This window comes from Paraburkholderia sp. BL10I2N1, assembly GCF_004361815.1.
Taxonomy (GTDB): Bacteria; Pseudomonadota; Gammaproteobacteria; order Burkholderiales; family Burkholderiaceae; genus Paraburkholderia.
Genome location: NZ_SNWA01000003.1, coordinates 282,611 through 300,974, shown reverse-complemented (window position 1 = coordinate 300,974; position 18,364 = coordinate 282,611). Strand labels below are relative to the sequence as shown.

The following is an 18,364-nucleotide window of genomic DNA, read 5'->3' as shown; positions in this document are numbered from 1 at the left end:
ATTGTCCGGAGCGCATGATCTAGCGCGGTATGGCCAGGTTAAGTTGCGTAAAATTCGGCGGGAAAGGCTTTCTCGTGCAATCCCGGCTGCGCCATACTGGCTTCATGATGAACCTCGATCGAACCTCCATGACGTCGGTGCTGCTGATCGACGACGACGCCGAACTGACCGGCATGCTGGTGCAGTATCTTGCCCACGAAGGCTTTGCCGCCGAAGTCGCGCACGACGGGGAGGCCGGTGTGGCACGCGCGCTGTCCGGGGGCTTCGCCATCGTGGTGCTCGACGTCATGATGCCGCGCCTGTCGGGCATCGAGGCGCTGCGCCGCATTCGCTCGGCCAGCCGCGTGCCGGTGCTGATGCTGACGGCCCGCGGCGACGAGATAGACCGCATCTCCGGCCTCAATCTTGGCGCCGACGACTATGTCCCGAAGCCTTGTACGCCCGGCGAACTCGTCGCGCGGCTGCGGGCCATCCTGCGCCGTGCGTCCGGCACGAGTGCGGCGGGCTCCAGCAACCCGGTCCACGCCGGACCGCTCATGCTGTGGCCTTCCAGCCGGCGCGCCACCTGGCAAGGAAATCCGCTCGAATTGACCGGCACGGAGTTCAGCCTGCTCGAAATTCTGGTCCGTCACGCCGGGAGGCTGGTCAGCAAGGAGGATATCTCGCTGCAGGCTTTCGACCGGCCGCTTGCACGCTTCGACCGGCGCATCGACGTACACCTCAGCAGCATCCGCCAGAAGCTGGGCCAACGCCCCGACGGGCAGCCGTGGATCGTCAGCGTGCGCGGCATGGGCTACCAGCTTCTGACGGACTGAACCATGCAACTGCCACTCGGACGCCTGTTCTGGAGAGTTTTCTTTCTGCATTGGCTCGCCATGGTGGCGGCATTCGCGTGCGCCGGGTTCTATCTGTATGCGACCGGACATACCCCGCCCCCGCCAGGTGAGATGCCTTGGGTTCTGCTCATCCCCGTGCTGTCGGGGGCCGCGGTGGCGCTGCCAGTGGCCTTCGCGATCGCCTGGTATCTGTCCAAACCGTTGCGTCATCTGAGCCTCGCGCTGCGCGACGCGGCGGGGGCGCGCTTCGAAGTCCGTGTCTCGCCCGCACTCGGCTCCCGCCGCGATGAGTTCGCCGAGCTGGCACGCGAGTTCGACGACATGGCCGCGCGTCTCCAGCAGGCCGCGATGCAGCAGCGTCAGCTCTTTCATGACGTGTCGCACGAGCTACGGTCACCGTTAGCGCGCATCCAGGCTGCGATCGGGCTCATGCAACAAGACCCCGAATCAGCAGCGGCGATGGGCGAGCGCATCGCGCGGGAAGCGGAGCGGCTGGACCAGTTCATTGAAGAGCTTCTGACTCTGCATAAACTGGAGGCGGGCGCCGTGAACCCGGCGCGCGAACGCTTGGACATCATCGAACTGCTGGCCGACATCGTGCAGGACGCAGCGTTCGAGGCGCAGGCGCGCGGCTGCGCGGTGAAATTGGACGCGCCAGACACTTTTGTGGCGGAAGTCGCCGGAGAAACGCTTTACCGCGCTTTCGAGAACGTCGTGCGCAATGCCATCAAGTACACCGCCCCCCATACAACCGTGGAGGTTCGCGCGCGCACGTTTAAGTCGTCTCAAGGGGCAGGTGACGGAGCCGGGTGGCTCGAAATCAGCGTGGGCGACAGAGGTCCCGGCGTACCGGTGGAATCGTGCGAAGAGATTTTTGAACCGTTCCGGCGCCTCGAGTCGTACCAGCGCGATGCCGCGATGCGGTCAGTGCCCGGCACCGGTCTGGGACTGGCCATCGCCCGGCGAGCACTAGCGCTGCACGGTGGCGATATCCGGGCCACGCCGCGACAGGGTGGTGGTCTCCTCGTGATCGCACGTTTGCCGAGCATGGCGGCGCCAGGCAAGCCTGCGTCGCGATAAAGGAGCGAGGCCCCTACCCCTGGAATTTCATCGTGTACTTTCTCGCGCACATCGGCTCCGGGTTGGTCGTAGCGGACCGTCGCCGCACCGCCCCTCCAGGAAGCCTCGGACGAATCGCCCCAAAACCCGGCGGGTGCTTTCCGCCAAGCCCTTGATGGTCCAGAGATACGAGTCAAACTCAATGAGAAACTGGGTCGCGGTTGTACTTGATGGGACGAGTCCTGCGGAGCCTCCCTTGTTGGATGCCAGATCCGGCTGCGTCATCCCGTCAGCGAATTCATTCGACTGATCGGGCAACTCTTTGCGATCGAATCGCGCTGCGAGAACATGACCTCCGCGGATTGGCTGCTCGCGAGGCAGCGCGAGAGTCGTGTGATCCTCGAGCAGATCGAGGAGAGATCCTCCTGCGCCAGTTGCACGCAATGTTGCCGGAAAAACTGAGGTCGTTCTCCAAGATAGCATTGGCGCCGCCACTGCAATGCGATCTGGCCGCATTCAAGTCTGGCGTACCATTGCCCGACAGATCCTGGCGAGCTTCCAGTGACCGGCCTGATTTCTTCGGGCTATCCCCTTCCACAGCCTTACTCAATGCGTCTACAAAGCCAGCGTCGTCCTCGGCGATTGCGACGTGGATGGAGAGAGGTTCCGGGCTGGTAGAAGTCGGGTCCATGAAGACGAAATTCTGCCGGCGGGCGAAGGCCGACCGAAGTAGCGCGTTCGTGCGACAGATGTACCTCGTCAGTATCTTCCATCCATTCCTTCTCCTTGTCCTCGTCCGGCCGAAGGTAATGTGCCGGTGACAAACGCTCATCGTCGCAGGATTGCGTCAACGACACGGGCAGGTCATGCGCACGCCACCTCGTTATGCGGCGCAGACCACGGAGCGTCGACGCTCGCTGGCCATTGACTCGAGAAGTGCGCAGGACCGGGTCCCGGCGGCAAGGGGACCAAGAGAGGGACGACCGGTGGAGGAGGGGGCGGAGGCGGCGGGAAAGGCGCAAGCGGCACGCAGGCGGACAGGAGCAACGACAATATCGCCAGCACGGCGGACATCTTCCCGGCAATCTGAAGCCTTGTGGGCAAGGCAAGCCTCTTCCGTCGCTCCAACTGGTTGACGATGGCGACAGGGTATGTCTGTTCAGGCGAGAGACGCATCTATAAGTTCCTGGTTGGTCGACGGGGCAGACGGTGCGGGCGATCAATCTGCAACTGATCGATAGTGAAGATCTGATTTCGGTCGTTGTCCATTGCGACTATCAGGAATCCTAGGCGCGCCTTGGGTTCAACGCCGTTCGACAGCGTTAAGGTAAGTAAAAGTCCAGAACCGATGACGCCGTTGGTCTCGGTAAGAGGATCGATCCGTGGCTGTTGCGCAGACATGCGACATGATCCTTCCGCATCACAGGCGCGGCGCACGGTCTCCCGCACGGAAACAGTTACGAAACTTAACGCTGTCGAACCGAGTTGAACGGGCGACGAGTCTACGATGTCGGGAATCTCGTGCGCTTCCCTCGCGTTGGTTCGGATTGGCGAAAAAATGCAACCCGGGCCGTGGCCGCCCCCTGATTGATTGGGTTTCGAGCCCGTGAGGGGGTTCCATGTTTAGTTCGATTGACAGCTATTCCTCTGCTGGTAGCATTGATCGGCGGACAAATGCACGGCAGCCGTTTCCTTGACGTGTCCTTCAGGCGCGGGTTCTTCAGGCCAACCTTCACTTTCCCGTCGTCAAGATTCCGCCGCCGTCCGACTCTGTCTGTGTGTTCGCCGTGCTCTCCACACGTTCAATCTGCACTCGCATCGACCGTGCGTCTGTCAAACCCAAGGTCTTCGCCGCGGCATAAGAGAGATCGATAATTCGGCTTTTGATGTATGGTCCGCGATCGTTGATGCGCACGACAATCGACTTTCCGGTTGCCAACGATCTGACGCGCACATAGCTGACGAGCGGCAATGTTCGATGGGCAGCCGTTAATGCGCCGCCATCATAGCGTTCTCCATTTGCGGTCAGACGCCCCTGGAACGTTGCCGAATACCATGACGCCTCGCCGGATTGCAACATTTCATGTCGCATGCGACATGAATCAACTCTGCACGCAGCATGTTCGGACGCAATCTGTCCGCAAGCAGCGAACAAAGCGCAGATTCCCAAAATTCCCAAATAGCGGAGTGCTAGCACCATAGACCACATGTCAATGAGCAACTACATAACAGCGATGATCCGCCGGCGTGTACTCGCTACAAAGCGAGCGTCCCGTCTTATCACAGGCGAGGCCCTACACCCACGACACTTAACATCGCACGCTCGCCGCGGGATGCAAACCCTCGCAGCTTCTGTGAAGAAATATGGCTCGGCGTGAGCGAGGCACCACACTTCGGGCAGGACGGGCTCATCTCCGCAAAAAGATCGTCAAGTCCGTCGTAAGCACCCTTGTGCTCGAGATCGCGCAGGCTAGCCATGTACCAAGCGGCACGTTGCTCAGCGTTTCCGGTCTCGACGATGACACCGCGATGTCCGCACGGACAGGTTACGTAGGTAAATTTTCGGGTCAGCATGATTCCCCCCAAATGACCAAGTGATATTCTCAGTGACGCATACACCGTGCCAAATGTAAATGGCTGTGGTGCAATTCGGATGCGTCGGTCTGTACGCTCGAGTTTTTGATGAGCGGGAGCCAATGCGTGAGCTGAAAGACATTGACGGATTGTCCAACGGGCGCCACTTTGATCGCGAAGTTGTCTCTAGCGGTCGGCGGTACGCTGAAAGACTCTCACAGAGGGCGGCTGGGCGCGTGCGCTGAGTCCACTGTTCACTTGCCGACCTCTGCGACGGCACATGGGTCCGCTGAACCTCGAAAGCCGTCGTTGAGATCCTGCGGCATCCAACGGCCGGAACGGGGCGTGAAGAGCCGGTCGCCTTCCCAGAATGATCGCTTTGCGGCGAATGGGTTGCGTAGCTGCCGCCGCTTCCCGACAGTCCAAGCAATTCAGTGCTTTCGAGTGAAGCTAACCGTGCTCCAGCTAATTCCGTTTCCCTGCATCTGTAGCAAGGTGTAGTAATTTGTTAGACCACAAATTCGTTAGTCCGACACGCTCGCCTGGACCCGTGGCTTAACGAAGCCCCGGGAGTGGTCCCGTCACAAAAGCTGTGCTTGATCGTCCTCCGTCGCCGCGGTTTTTGGCATTCGCGGCGGCAGGGGAAACGACTCCGCGTGCATCGCCTCGACTGGGCAGAGTTGAAGGAAGGAGCGCGCCTCGTCGGTAGATTTGCACGACGGTCCGCGAATTCGGTCTGCGGCACAATCGCAACTGAGCGTTTTTCGTCGCCAGGTTTATGAAAACGCTTCATGAGCACGGGTGCTCGTCGGAGTTGACCGTGAGCGTCGTGAACGCAAGCGACAAAGATCCGTCGGGCTCTTTCCACTGACGTCAAAGCGCCGCGATCTCGGGCTTGTAGTGGGAACAGGCTAAAGGTGTCCCGGCGGACGTCGTTCGGGTGTGGCTTAAGCCATCGTTGTATTGACGGTTCATGACAGATCGTATGCGTTGAATGTGATTGAGGAGTCGCCTATAAATCGAACCGGAAAGCCAAAAAAAATGCAACTCGAAACCCTGAAAAAGCCATGCGCGCTTGCTTATGGTGCAGAGGGTTACAGACGGATCCAATTCAAGGTAGAGCGGCTATATAGCGCAGACGTTTCGTCATCTCATCGACATTAATTACTTCGCTCTTCACTTGCCCGCGCTGGCGGCGTAGCACGATGTCGTTTGCATCGGTCAGTCACACGCGCAGACAAAAGCAAGACGCCGGAGTCAACAGTGACAGCCGACTGCATCCAGATCGGGACTTTCTGCGTACAACCCAATGCAGACGGGAGAAGGTCGATGTCGGGTTGGCCATTCGTCACGGTGGTAGCCGCGCTTGTCTTGCTCTCAGGCGAGAGCGGGGCGAAGCCATACGTACCCGAAAGCGATGGAGTGGTGCTCGAACACCTCCCAGAAAAAAACGATCCGGCGCTCGCGCAACTGAAACGCATGCGCGCGACGCTGATGATGGACCCGCGCAATCTCAACCTGGCAATTCCCGTCGTGCGTCGCGCTCTCGAAGCGGGGCGGAGGCTGGGCGATCCTCGCTTCTTCGGCCAGGCGCAGGCGGCGCTGGCGCCGTGGTGGAGCGGAGAGGATGTGCCGCCGACCGCGTTATTGCTTCGCGCGACGCTCAAGCAAAGCCAGCATGATTTCGAAGGCTCGCTTGCCGATCTGGATCGGTTGCTGGCCGCGCATCCAGCGCTCGCGCAGGCGCGACTGACGCGCGCCACAGTGCTCAGCGTGCGCGGGCGCTACGCGGACGCGCGGCACGATTGCGAGCAACTGAAGGGACTCGTTGCACCCATCGCTGTTATCGGGTGCGATGCGACACCGGCGAGCCTGACCGGCAACGCAGCCGGCGCATACCGGGCGCTCGTGCAGGTGCTTGCGCAAGGCGTCGGCAATCTGGACGTGCGCGAGTGGGCGTTGACGCTCGCCGCGGAAATTGCCGCTCGCCACGGCGACTTCGATGCAGCCGAGCGACATTTCCGCGACGCACTTGCGCTCGACCCGCGTGACGCTTATCTGCAGGGGGCGTATGCCGATTTTCTGCTGGATCGGGGTCGTCCGCGAGAGCTGCTGCCACTTTTGCGTGACGCTACAAAAAATGACGCGCTGCTGCTTCGTTTAGTGCTGGCCGAGCAACAGCTGCCGGAATTGCGCGAGTCATTCGCTGCGCACCGCGAGGATCTCTCGGCGCGCTTTGACGCTGCTCGTCGCCGCGGGGATAGCGTGCATCGCAGGGAGGAGGCGCGCTTTCGTCTCACAGTGGAACATGACGCCAAAGCGGCACTCATTCTCGCGCGCGAAAACTGGTTGGTCCAGCGCGAGCCGCCAGACCTGCGGATTCTGATCGAAGCCGCGCGTGCGGCCGGCGATGCTGATGCCCTAAAGATTGCATCCGATTGGGTCGCCGCAACGCGTCTCGAAGATGCATCGATTGTCACGCTGCTGCAGGTGCGGCAATGAGGCGCGTCGTCCTCGCCTTTATGCTCGCGTTGCTGATAGCGCCCGCGTTTGCGCATAAGGCAAGCGACGCCTACCTCACACTGGAGCGCAGCGGGCAAGCACTGCGCGGTCAGTGGGATATCGCGCTACGCGATCTCGACAACGCGCTTGGGCTCGATGAGAACGGCGACGGGGACATCACGTGGGGTGAAGTACGCTCGCGAAAGCGCGATATCGCGGCATATGCACTTGCACACCTCAAGGTGTCCTCCGCCGGCAAGCTTTGTGCGCTCGAACCGACTGGGCAACTGATCGCCTCGCACACCGATGGCACCTACGCGGTGCTGACGTTCACAGGACAATGTCCGCGGGCGAGCCCAACACTTTCTATCGATTACCGGCTGTTCGAACGCCTTGATCCCCAGCATCGCGGACTTCTCAACTTCGTCGAGAACGGCGAGAGCCGAAGCGTCGTATTTAGCGCTGACGCGCCGCACCGCATCGTCGGCACCGATACCGGCGGGCCGTTGACACAGTTCGCGATGTATCTGAACGAAGGCGTCTGGCACATCTGGACCGGATACGATCACATTCTGTTCCTGCTCTCGCTGCTGCTGCCTGCGGTGCTGATTCGTGAGGGGCGTGCATGGCAGCCCGGCACATCATTTCGCCGGGCATTCATCGATGTCACCAAGGTTGTGACCGCATTTACGGTGGCGCACTCGATCACACTCACGCTCGCGGCGCTATCGATCGTCGTGCTGCCTTCGCGGCTCGTTGAATCGGGCATCGCCTTGTCGGTAGTGCTGGCGGCGCTGAATAACCTGTTTCCGCACGTGACGAACGGACGCTGGATGGCGGCGTTCGGCTTCGGGCTGCTGCACGGATTGGGCTTTGCAGGCGCGTTGCACGACCTCGGCTTGCCGGCCGGTTCGCTTGCGTTGTCGCTCGCCGGATTCAATCTTGGCGTCGAAGCAGGACAACTCGCCATCGTATTCGTTTATCTGCCACTGGCGTTCTCGTTGCGAGCAACCTGGGCATACCGGCGCGTGGTACTTGCCGGCGGCTCAGCGGTGACCGCGACCGTCGCCATGATCTGGCTGCTCGAGCGCGCACTCAACGTCGCGATATTTAGCGCGTTTGCCACCCCGTTATAACTTGAAGGAGAACACCATGAGATCTGTTGTCCGCATCATGGCGGCCGTCGCGCTTTGCGCCGCGGCGCTTTGGAGCAGTGGAACGCTCCCTGCCAGTCACCGCGAGGCACCCCTAATTGCGAACGACCCGACCGCCGACAACACCGACTTTTACATGTTCCGGAGTTGGACGAACCCTAACAACGTCGTTTTCATTTTGAACGTGATTCCCATGCAGGACCCTGGCGCTGGGCCGAACTATTTCAATTTCGGCGATGACGTGATTTATCGCATCAACATCGACACCAATGGCAACGGCAAGGCCAACGACCTGGTCTACGAAATCCGCTTCAAGACCGAATTGCGCGGGGCCCTGGCGAGCCAACAGCTGCCGCTGTCATACGCCGCGTTGCCGCCGATCACTGCGCTCGACGGCCCTGGCTCGGACGGCCTGATCCTGCGCCAGAGCTACACCGTGACGCAAGTTCGTCACGGCCAGCGCACCGACCTGGGTACCCAGAGGATGTTCGCGGTGCCGTCCAACGTGGGACCGCTAACGATGCCCAATTACGAGGCGCTAGCCGCACAGGGTATCTACCTGCTGGCGAACGGCGGCAAGGTCTTCGCCGGACAGCGCGGTGAGACGTTCTACATCGATTTGGGCGCCGTGTTCGACACGGTGAATCTGCGCCGCACGCCGCCGGTGTTGACACCGGCGGAGGATGCCAACGATCACGTGAATCCCTTTGGCAACGACACGTTCTCCGGCTTCAACATCAGCACCATTGCGATCGAAGTGCCGATCACCACGGTGACGTCCAGACCCAATGGCGTAATCGGCGCGTACGTGTCCACAATGCGTCACGAAGGCCGCGGGATAGGCGACGATGAGGACAACGCCGGACGTTGGGTGCAGGTGTCCCGCATGGGCAATCCACTCGTCAACGAACTGATCATTGGGACCGATACGAAAGACAAATGGAACACGACCGATCCGGCCGACGAAGCGCAATTCCTGGGTTTCTATCTGAACTCCAGGCTGGCGACCGCACTCAACCTCCGGTTCGGCTTGACGATTCCGACGACCAACCGAACTGATTTGGTAAACGTGCTTCTCAAGTATCCGTCCCAACCGCAGACTGGGACGTGCGGCGCACACGATTGCTCGGAACTTCTGCGGCTCAATCTGGGTGTTTCTCCGACACCGCCGGCGCAGCAGCGTCGCCTCGCCGTTCTTGCCGGGGACAGCGCCGGCTGGCCCAATGGGCGGCGCCCGAACGACGACGTGACCGACATCGCGCTGCGGGTCATTGCGGGCCGTCTGACAGGTGCGCCAACGGGCAACCTGTTGCTGGGTGATGGCGTGAACTTCAACATCGGTGCCGAAGGCAGCAACTTGACCGTGAACGGAATCTACACCGTATTCCCCTACCTGCCGACACCGCACGACGGGCGAAATCGCCGGCACATCGACTGCGGTGAAGCGGGTGCCAATCCCTGCTGAATGGTAATTGCGGTCCGCCGCGATACGGCATAGGGTGTTCGCGGCGGTCGACAGTTGCACTTCCGGGGCAGGCGTCGGACGCTCTGTTCCCGACTGGATCGTTGAACAGGGTCTCACGCCCCGAAAGATAGGTAGTGAGATCCGACGAAGCAAGTAACAGCAACGTCCCAGGTCCGAATGCACCAAGCGCACATCTCATTTCCGTGCAATAAAGTTGAACTGGGCGTGCAGGCGCTCCAGGATCGCGACCAGAAGGGGCGGGGGCAATCGGCGAGCGTCGCCGGCAGGCGCGTGATGACGGCTTTGCCGACCGGCAGGCCGATACCAAGTACCTCGATGAACGGACCAGGTGGCTTGCGTCCGCTGCTGCGATCGCGCCGGTGCACGGAACTGTTATCCAGCCACGTTGCCTAATTTTTGCGATTCTCGCTGAATTGCCCCCTCTGGCACCGAGCAGGTGGCGCTGCGGCTTATAGAACCCGGTGTCGGAAGAAACATGAGTGGATCACCATGCGAAAACTCACCCCCGCCGGCCAGCAATTGATCGAAGAGATAGCCCAGCGACATGGGTTCAGCACCGACGCCGTGATGAGCATGCTGGAGTCTGTGATTCGCGGTAACGGCAGCATGGCCCAGTTCAATTACCCCGAATTTGGTGGCTCCGGCCAGTGGATGCAGGGGGGAATGACCATGGTCTCCGACATGTTCAACAACTACCTGAAAGGCAGGGTCGATGGGCTCTGTTCCGAGCTTTCCCGCCTGATGGCAAACCAGCCCGACCTTATTCGCAGCGGCAGCTTCCAGTCGCAGAGCCAGGGTACCCAGCAGCAGGGCAACGACGGCGGCGGCCAGCTACAACAGCAGAGCGCTGGTCACGGTGGCAGCAACCAGCAGCAGACTGCAGCCGGACCGGTCGGACCGGTAAGTCTGTTCGTTCCGCCTGCGCCCGGCACCTCTGGCGACTGGTGGCCCGCTGATCTGGGACGGCCCAACAGCACCGGCGCGCAGAACGACGTCCGTTATGCCTACTTCGCACAGCCCCGGCGCCTGGCGATCGAAGTGAACGGTAAGGTCACGGTTTACAATACGCTCGATCACCAGATCAGCGGCTTCTCACAGCAGCAGTCCCGCGGCGCGTCCCTCACATTCGCGAGCCAGCACGGCCTGGTTGCTGTCGCCAGCCTGCCGGTTGTCTCGGTCGGTGGCGTTCCGCAGGCGGCGCCGCCGCCGGTGCGGGAGGAGCCCGTCAGCACTCGGTCGGTTGCCCGCGAGTCTGACGTGTTCACCACCATAGAGAAGCTCGCCGCACTGCACGCGAAGGGGATTCTCAGCGATGAGGAGTTCGCCGCCAAGAAGGCGGAGCTGCTGAGCCGTTTGTGAACGTCCCGTCATCGCGCAGCGCAATCGGGGCAAGATTTCCACTTGGCTGAAACGCCCACACCTCTCCCCCGTCCCCTCTCCACTTGGGCCCTCAAAGGCGATGATGCGCATTGCCTAATCCTAATCGTAGGTTAGGTACAGCCGACCGCATCGGGCAGAAGTCGGCCATGAAGGGTCGTTCGCCGCAGCCCGCAATTGGACATTTGGGTGACCGCTGGGACTGGACAAACGGACCTTCGACTCCTTGATAAAAGTAGACAGACTGCGCTCGCACTCGGCCGCCGATCCCAACGTGCTGGCGGCTCCTTCAGCTCCAGGCGAAGGTCGAGGATGACATTGCTGCCCGATGGGATCTTTACTACGCTCATAGGTGACGTTGAGCCGCAATCGATGTCTATTGGGGGCCAATGCCCAGCGTATTGTGTCGGCTTTATCGGCCACGCAGCAGCATTTGAAGATAAGCCGGCAGTCGTGCGGGCCGATAAGTCCATAGCGTGAGCGATGGCGGCAGGTCAGCGATGAAGGAGGGGATCAGCAATGGGACTGTCCTGGCAACAAGGTCCGCTCTCACCGGGAGCAATCGGCCGATTTCTCGTGCCCGAATCACTGCCCAAGAGACTGTTGTACGCCGAGCCATTGCGTCGGCGAATGCGCGTGCGCTTCGGTGAAACATGGATCGCCGATAGCGAGCACGTCCTCCTCCTCTTTGAACCGGGCCGTTATCCAGTAGCCTACTTCCCCGAGAGCGACATCGCTCCCGATACTCTGGAACGCATCGACCATACCACCCTGCACCCTGACCTCGGGCCCACATCGTGGTATGCCGTCCGGGTGGGTGAGCACTCCGCGCCGCGAGGGGCGTGGCAACACACCAGCCTGCCCGCCCACGCGAGCGAACTGCAGGCACGCGTTGCGTTTGCGTGGCGGGCGATGGACGCTTTCTACGAAGAAGACGAACGGATCCTTGGCCATGCCGCTGACGCGTACCACCGCATCGACATTCGCCAGACGTCCCGCAAGCTCGTAGTCCGCCATCGTGAGCGCATCATTGCTGATACTACGCGAGCGCTCGTCCTCTATGAGTCGGGCTTCGCACCGCGCTGGTATGTTCCACGCGCCGACACCGATGAGTCCGCCCTCACCCCCGTGGAACACCAGACCTTCTGCCCGTACAAAGGGATCTGCAGCTACTACGACATCGGTGACGCACGTCTGGCGGCATGGTCGTATCCTGACGCCTATCCTGAGGTCGGGCGCATCTCCAACCTGGTGTCGTTCGAGCCGGACATCGTCACCGTCCATCTCGATGGCACCCAGCTCCATCTCGAGCCGGGTCAGTCGGTGATTGCACACGGCCCCGATCGCGGGCTCACCGTCGCCGAAGCGCTTCCGGCCCGCAAACAGCAATGAGCGGCCACACGTCGGCGCGTTCGCGCGGCTACAGAGGAGCAACATGGCTCGACTACTGTCGGTGAACGTCGGGCTTCCGCGCGACATCGAGTGGAAAGGTCGCACCGTGCACACGGGGATCTGGAAGAGCCCGGTAAGTGGTCGCTGCCGGGCTGGCCGATTGAATCTTGACGGGGACGGTCAAGGCGATCTGGCGGGGCACGGGGGTGAGCAGCGAGCCGTCTTCGTCTACCAGATCGAATCGTATCGTCATTGGCAGGAGCAACTGAAGAGGAACGACTTCGTCTACGGACAGTTCGGCGAGAACTTCACGATCGAAGGAATGCCTGACTCTGCCGTTTGCATCGGCGACCGCTATCAGATCGGCAACGCACTGTTCGAGGTCACTCAACCTCGAGTTACCTGCTATCGCGTCGGCATGCGGATGAACGAGCCGCGAATGCCGGCATTGTTGACGTCTAGCGGACGGCCGGGGTTCTACTTCCGCGTCCTGCAGGAAGGCGCAGTAGGCGCCGGTGACAAAATCGTGAAGGTGGGAGAGGCAAAGGAGCGAATAACCGTCGCGGAAATCAACGCGCTCCTGTATTCGCCCAATCATCCACATGATCGATTGGAGCGCGCGTTGCGAATCGAAGCGCTTTCATCCGGATGGCGCTGGTCGTTCGAGGCGTTACTGCAGAGCCAGACGGCCGGCGCGGCGAGTGGAAACGCCGGGCTCGCGCCCGCAGCAGCTGCGCATCCGGTTGCACCAGGATTTCGCCGGTTTGCGGTGACGGCAATCGAGCAGGAGTGCGCAGACGTCCTGTCACTGACGTTGCAGAGCGCGGACGGTCAGCCGCTGCAGGCGGCTCTGCCCGGCCAATACGTGGTCTTACGTCTTCAACGGACCCCCGGTGGCCCGCCACTTTTACGCAGCTACTCGCTCTCGGGTGCCCTCTCGACGGAGCGCTATCGAATCAGCGTGAAGATCGAGCCGAATGGTGCGGCTGGAACCTGGCTGCGGGCACACGTCCGAGTGGGCGATGCTCTCGACGTCAGCGCGCCGCGCGGAAGCTTCATTCTGCAACCCGGAGATGGACCGGTGGTGTTGCTCAGCGCGGGAATCGGGGCGACGCCTGTTCTGGCCATGCTGCACGCGCTGGCGGCGGCCCGTGCGACGCGGCCGGTCTCATGGCTCTATGGGGCTCACGATGGGGGGCACCATCCGTTCGCCGCCGAAGTGCGCCGCCTCGTGCACGCGCTCACGGACGGCCGCAGCTATGTCTGTTACAGCAGGCCGAGCCCACACGACCGGATGAGTGAGGATTTCGACGCTGCCGGTCACCTGTCGCGAGCGGCCCTGGACGAGGTCGGCATCCCGCGGGAGGCGGATGTCTACCTCTGTGGGCCGACTCGCTTCATGTCGGATATGAAAGTAGTGCTCGCAGTCGCGGGCATAGCGCCGGAGCGGATTCACGTCGAAATCTTCAACGGCGGCGAGTCGATGACTCCTGGTATCGTCGGTACCCCGACGCGCGCTCCGCATCTCCCCAAAGACGATGCCAACACGGGTCCACTGGTATCGTTCGCGCGCAGCGGCATCACTGCACATTGGAAGGCCTCGGCCTATCAGAGCATTCTGGAGCTGGCCGAGGCGTGTGACGTGCCCGTCCGCTGGTCGTGCCGCACCGGCGTCTGCCACAACTGCGAGAGCGGATTGATCTCTGGGTCCGTCATCTACCAACCTGATCCGCTCGATCCACCGGCAGAGGGAAATGTCCTTATCTGCTGCTCCCGGCCGCAGGATCACGTGGTGATCGACGTCTGAGCACCGTCCAAGTGTGGCGGCACGTCAGCTGCCTTCCTGCTCCTTGAGTCGCTTCCTGTGAGCCGCAACCTTCGCGCGGTTGCCGCAGATCGCCATGCTGCACCACCGCCGCGCATGGCCCCGTGTGTGATCGGCAAACAGCAACGTGCATCGGGGACCTTCGCATGCCTTCACGTGCGTGAAGTCCTCGTCACACACGAATTTCGCCAACACCTCGGCGATGGGCATCAGTAACGACTCCGGTGATTGCCAGCGTCGATTCTCGCGAAATTCAAACGTCGTCACGCCGTTCGTGCCATCCGCGACGACGTCTCCATATCGTTCGTCCCGCTCGAGCAGTTGATTCAGGGGCTGCAGCTCACGCAAGTCCCTGGCGACCAGCGGCCGTCCCTTCCTCTTCTGAACAAATCCCCTGAACCACTCGCGCAGCGCGCGCGCCTGCGCCGCGACGGCGTCGAGTTCGGCCGGCGTCGACCGCGACCGCATCGCCGCGAGCACGGCGCGAGGCACAAGTCCGGCCTGTTCCAGCCAGGTCAGCAAGCCTTCCCCATCGCTGATCCAGTCGACTTCATCATCCACCGGCGTTGCAAGCGAGTTCAGGAAATCGAGGCCCGGTGCATCGGCCACGAATATCGCGGGAATCTGACGGTAGTCCATCTTTCTTGTGACGAATGTGCAGTGACAATGCTCACATCGTAACCACTAAAAACGCGCTTGACAAGTTACGCATCTCGTATGTAACCTTCAAAACAGAATCAGGGCGGTTACTTAGAGGTTCACCGATCTGCATGCGTCAGCGATCTGTCATGCCGACAGTCGCGCACCACCGTCCAACCTCTGTACTAACCTTCTTTATTTGTGGAGGGAAATCATGCCCGCTATCGCTTATCGCAATGCCGACGTCGACGGCTTCAAGGTCTTCTATCGCGAAGCCGGTCGGTCGGGTGCCCCGAAACTCCTGCTCCTGCACGGCTTTCCGAGCTCGAGCCACATGTTCCGCGACCTGATTCCGAGGCTCGCCGACCGCTTCCACATCGTTGCTCCAGATCTGCCCGGCTTCGGACAGTCAGACATGCCAAGTCGGGACGATTTTGCGTACACGTTCGACAACATCGCCAACGTCATCGACCGCTTCACCGAGGTGATCGGTTTTGATCGCTTCGCGGTCTACGTGTTCGATTACGGTGCGCCGACGGGCTTCCGGCTCGCGCGCAAGCATCCTGAACGGATCACCGCGATCGTTTCGCAGAACGGCAACGCTTACGAAGAAGGGCTGAGCGAAGGGTGGAATCCGATCCGCGCGTATTGGACGGATCCTTCGCACGCCAATCGTGAGGCGCTTCGAGCGCTGCTCACGCTCGAAACGACCGTGTGGCAATACACGCATGGCGTGCCCGATACGACGCTCGTGTCGCCGGACGGCTACGCACTCGACGACTTCTATCTGAGCCGGCCGGGCGCGGACGAAATTCAGCTCGATCTATTCGGTGACTATCGAAGCAACGTCGGACTGTACCCAGCGTTTCAGGAGTATTTCCGCACCCATAAGCCTCCCTTCCTTGCCGTGTGGGGCAAGAACGATCCGTTCTTTCTCCCTGCGGGCGCGGAGGCATTCAAGCGCGACATACCGGGCGCGGTAGTCCGCTTTTTCAATACCGGCCACTTCGCGCTGGAAACGCACGCCGAGGAGATCGCCTCGGCCATTTCGGAGTTCCTTATTCGCTGACCCGGGTCCCCAGGTCAGCTTGTCAACGAAGTCATTCATCTTCAGGAGAAGAGTCATGCGTGCAATCGTGCTCGATAAGTTCGGCGGCCTTGATAGCCTCGTCTATACGGAACTGCCAGAACCCGAGCCACTGGAAGGTCATGTGGTCATCGAAATCAAGGCATTCGGCCTGAACCACGCGGAGGTACACATGCGGCGCGGCGAATGGGCCGAAGCTGCCAAAGTCAGCGGCATCGAATGCGTGGGCGTAGTGAAGTCGTGTCCTGGCGGGGAATTTCCGGTCGGCGCGAAAGTCGCCGCGTTGATGGGCGGCCTCGGACGAACCATCAACGGCAGCTACGCGCAATACACGCGGGCGCCCGCGTCCAACGTTGCATTGATCGAGGCTGACCTGCCGTGGGCCGAGCTCGCGGCGATTCCGGAAACATATGCGACCGCGTGGACGTGCCTGTTCCGCAATCTCGAGATTGAAAAAGGGCAAACGTTGGTCATCCGCGGTGCGACGTCGTCGTTCGGACAGGCCGCAGTCAACCTCGCTGTGAACGCCGGCGCAAAGGTCATCGCGACCACGCGCAATTCGTCGCGCTTTGCGATGCTCGAAGGTCTCGGCGCCTCGCGCGTCGAGATCGAAGGGCCCGAATTGTCGAAGCGCATCGCGGAGGCAAAGCACATCGACGCGGTGCTCGACCTCGTCGGCAACAGCACGATTCTCGATTCGCTCGCCATGTTGCGGCGCGGCGGCCGGGCCTGTCTTGCGGGCTGGCTCGGCGGCCTCGCTCCGATCGCCGATTTCAACCCGCTGATGCAAATGCCGAGCGGTGTCCATCTGACGTTCTTCGCCAGCTTCGTATTCGGCACGCCCGGTTTTCCGGTGTCAGACGTTCCGCTTGACAAGATCGCCGAAGACGCCGCGGCCGGCCGCCTCAAGGCAAAGCCGACCCGTGTGTTCGGTTTCGATGAAATCCGCGAAGCGCATCGCGTGATGGAAGCCAACGAAGCCGGCGGAAAGATGGTCGTCGTCCTCTGACCGACCAGGTACTCACGGGACGACGAGAATCGTTGGGCGTCCCGTGAGAACTGTGCGCTCCAATTGTCCGCCGCGGGCGGACCACGGCCTGCCGGCAGCACTGTTGCCAGTTGTCTTCATGGATTACTCGAGGCGGCGTTCGTCACGCCGTTCAACGAAAAGTTCGTGGCCTGATCCCCACTCGCGTAACCTTGGAATGCGGCCGTCAGCGTCGGCGCGATAAACCTGGACCATGGCTGACCCTACCCCTCAAGGAGTGCTCTATGACACGTGCTGTCCGATTTCATGAATATGGCGATGCGGAGGTGCTGCGCATCGAAGATGTGGACGTTCCCGCGCCTGCCGTAGACGAAGTTCAGATCGCTGTCAAAGCCATTGGCCTCAATCGTGCCGAGGTAATGTTCCGCACTGGCCGGTATCTCCAGGAAGCGGTATTCCCCTCCCAACTCGGCTATGAGGCTGCGGGCTTCGTGAAGACGCTGGGTGCAGAGGTGACGGGCTTCACTGAGAACGATGCCGTAAGCGTCATTCCGACCTTGGATATGTCGCGTTGGCCCACTTACGGCGAGGTCATCAACATTCCCGCCAAATATGTCGTGAAACACCCGGCGCGGCTGACGTTCGAACAGGCCGCTGCATCGTGGATGCAATACGTTACTGCGTGGGGTGCGCTGGTCGAACAAGGGAAACTGGGCGCTGAAGATATCGTTATCGTCTCAGCGGCATCGAGCAGCGTTGGCATCGCCGCGATCCAGATCGCACGGAGTGTTGGTGCGACCGTCATCGCGACCACTCGAACGAGCGCGAAGGCTCAACCGCTTAAAGATGCCGGTGCTCACCATGTGATTGCCACAACAGAAGTGGACATGGCGAGCCGAGTGAGGGAGATCACGAATGGCAAGGGGGCTCGTGTCGTTTTCGATCCAATCGGCGGTCCAGCAATAGCTCAACTCGCGGAGTGCATGTCGTTTGGTGGCATCCTTCTCGAATATGGCGCTCTCAGCTCGGATGAAGGGACATTCCCGCAGTTTTCGTTACTCGGTAAGTGCCTGACCTTCAAGGGGTATCTTTATATCGAGGTCACAAGCAACGACGATCTTCTCAAACGCGCCAAGGAATTCATCACCGAAGGTCTCGAATCCGGTGCTCTCGTCCCAGTCATCTCGCGGACTTTCAAATTTGATCAGATTCAAGACGCAACGCGCTTCCTCGAATCGAATGAGCAGATCGGCAAGATCGTCGTCACAGTCGGCTAAACGAGGCTCTGGCACGGGTACGACAAAGGCGCCTTTTGGCGCCTTTGTCCCTTTGGAGGCAGTTTACGAATGCCTATGAGGCGCAAAATCGCTCGCGGAATAGAGACTTCCAGCGCTTTGGCTGTGGTGCAGCATCGTTGATTTCCCGCTTGCGAGCGACCGCTTCGG

15 protein-coding genes are annotated in these 18,364 nt (G+C 61.0%); 11 read left to right on the top strand and 4 right to left on the bottom strand.

What is annotated here, in order from left to right:
• Positions 1-128 precede the first annotated feature (128 nt).
• Positions 129-815: a response regulator transcription factor gene (locus B0G77_RS39320; protein ID WP_133667622.1), complete on the top strand. Its 687-nt coding sequence runs from the start codon at positions 129-131 to the stop codon at positions 813-815.
• Positions 816-818: 3 nt separating this feature from the next.
• Complete coding sequence (locus B0G77_RS39315; protein ID WP_133667272.1) at positions 819-1,916, top strand: HAMP domain-containing sensor histidine kinase; 1,098 nt, start codon at positions 819-821, stop codon at positions 1,914-1,916.
• 1,155 nt (positions 1,917-3,071) lie between these two features.
• Here B0G77_RS39315 and B0G77_RS39310 read toward each other — a convergent pair.
• The 3 genes from B0G77_RS39310 to B0G77_RS39300 all read right to left on the bottom strand — a co-directional run bounded on the left by B0G77_RS39310 (position 3,072) and on the right by B0G77_RS39300 (position 4,469).
• Positions 3,072-3,296: a hypothetical protein gene (locus B0G77_RS39310; RefSeq protein WP_133667271.1), complete on the bottom strand. Its 225-nt coding sequence runs from the start codon at positions 3,294-3,296 to the stop codon at positions 3,072-3,074.
• A gap of 331 nt (positions 3,297-3,627) precedes the next feature.
• Positions 3,628-3,975, bottom strand: coding sequence for a septal ring lytic transglycosylase RlpA family protein (locus B0G77_RS39305; protein ID WP_133667270.1), 348 nt, complete (start codon positions 3,973-3,975; stop codon positions 3,628-3,630).
• 200 nt (positions 3,976-4,175) lie between these two features.
• Complete coding sequence (locus B0G77_RS39300; protein ID WP_133667269.1) at positions 4,176-4,469, bottom strand: hypothetical protein; 294 nt, start codon at positions 4,467-4,469, stop codon at positions 4,176-4,178.
• Positions 4,470-5,798: 1,329 nt separating this feature from the next.
• Here B0G77_RS39300 and B0G77_RS39290 point away from each other — a divergent pair.
• From B0G77_RS39290 to B0G77_RS39265, 6 genes are all read left to right on the top strand, one after another.
• Positions 5,799-6,971 carry a tetratricopeptide repeat protein gene (locus B0G77_RS39290; RefSeq protein ID WP_133667268.1) on the top strand — a complete coding sequence of 391 codons (1,173 nt, stop codon included), beginning with the start codon at positions 5,799-5,801 and terminating at the stop codon, positions 6,969-6,971.
• Positions 6,968-8,107: a HupE/UreJ family protein gene (locus B0G77_RS39285; protein WP_133667267.1), complete on the top strand. Its 1,140-nt coding sequence runs from the start codon at positions 6,968-6,970 to the stop codon at positions 8,105-8,107. The genes B0G77_RS39290 and B0G77_RS39285 overlap by 4 nt, the downstream gene beginning before the upstream one ends.
• A gap of 16 nt (positions 8,108-8,123) precedes the next feature.
• Positions 8,124-9,590 carry a DUF4331 domain-containing protein gene (locus B0G77_RS39280; protein WP_133667266.1) on the top strand — a complete coding sequence of 489 codons (1,467 nt, stop codon included), beginning with the start codon at positions 8,124-8,126 and terminating at the stop codon, positions 9,588-9,590.
• Positions 9,591-10,100: 510 nt separating this feature from the next.
• Complete coding sequence (locus tag B0G77_RS39275; protein WP_133667265.1) at positions 10,101-10,970, top strand: SHOCT domain-containing protein; 870 nt, start codon at positions 10,101-10,103, stop codon at positions 10,968-10,970.
• Positions 10,971-11,507: 537 nt separating this feature from the next.
• On the top strand, positions 11,508-12,380 hold the full coding sequence (locus B0G77_RS39270; protein WP_133667264.1) for a DUF427 domain-containing protein: 873 nt from the start codon (positions 11,508-11,510) through the stop codon (positions 12,378-12,380).
• A 43-nt stretch (positions 12,381-12,423) separates the two neighbouring features.
• Positions 12,424-14,187 (top strand): MOSC and FAD-binding oxidoreductase domain-containing protein, encoded by a 1,764-nt coding sequence (locus tag B0G77_RS39265; protein ID WP_133667263.1) that lies wholly within the window; start codon positions 12,424-12,426, stop codon positions 14,185-14,187.
• A 24-nt stretch (positions 14,188-14,211) separates the two neighbouring features.
• On the opposite strand, the gene B0G77_RS39260 is transcribed toward B0G77_RS39265, so the two are convergent.
• Positions 14,212-14,844, bottom strand: coding sequence for an ABATE domain-containing protein (locus B0G77_RS39260; RefSeq protein WP_133667262.1), 633 nt, complete (start codon positions 14,842-14,844; stop codon positions 14,212-14,214).
• A gap of 214 nt (positions 14,845-15,058) precedes the next feature.
• On the opposite strand from B0G77_RS39260, the gene B0G77_RS39255 reads away from it, so the two are divergent.
• The 3 genes from B0G77_RS39255 (at position 15,059) to B0G77_RS39245 (ending at position 18,196) form a co-directional block, all read left to right on the top strand.
• Positions 15,059-15,913 carry an alpha/beta hydrolase gene (locus B0G77_RS39255; protein ID WP_133667261.1) on the top strand — a complete coding sequence of 285 codons (855 nt, stop codon included), beginning with the start codon at positions 15,059-15,061 and terminating at the stop codon, positions 15,911-15,913.
• A 55-nt stretch (positions 15,914-15,968) separates the two neighbouring features.
• Positions 15,969-16,940 carry a zinc-binding alcohol dehydrogenase family protein gene (locus tag B0G77_RS39250; protein ID WP_133667260.1) on the top strand — a complete coding sequence of 324 codons (972 nt, stop codon included), beginning with the start codon at positions 15,969-15,971 and terminating at the stop codon, positions 16,938-16,940.
• A 263-nt stretch (positions 16,941-17,203) separates the two neighbouring features.
• Positions 17,204-18,196, top strand: coding sequence for a zinc-dependent alcohol dehydrogenase family protein (locus B0G77_RS39245; RefSeq protein ID WP_133667259.1), 993 nt, complete (start codon positions 17,204-17,206; stop codon positions 18,194-18,196).
• The last annotated feature ends 168 nt before the right edge of the window (positions 18,197-18,364 follow it).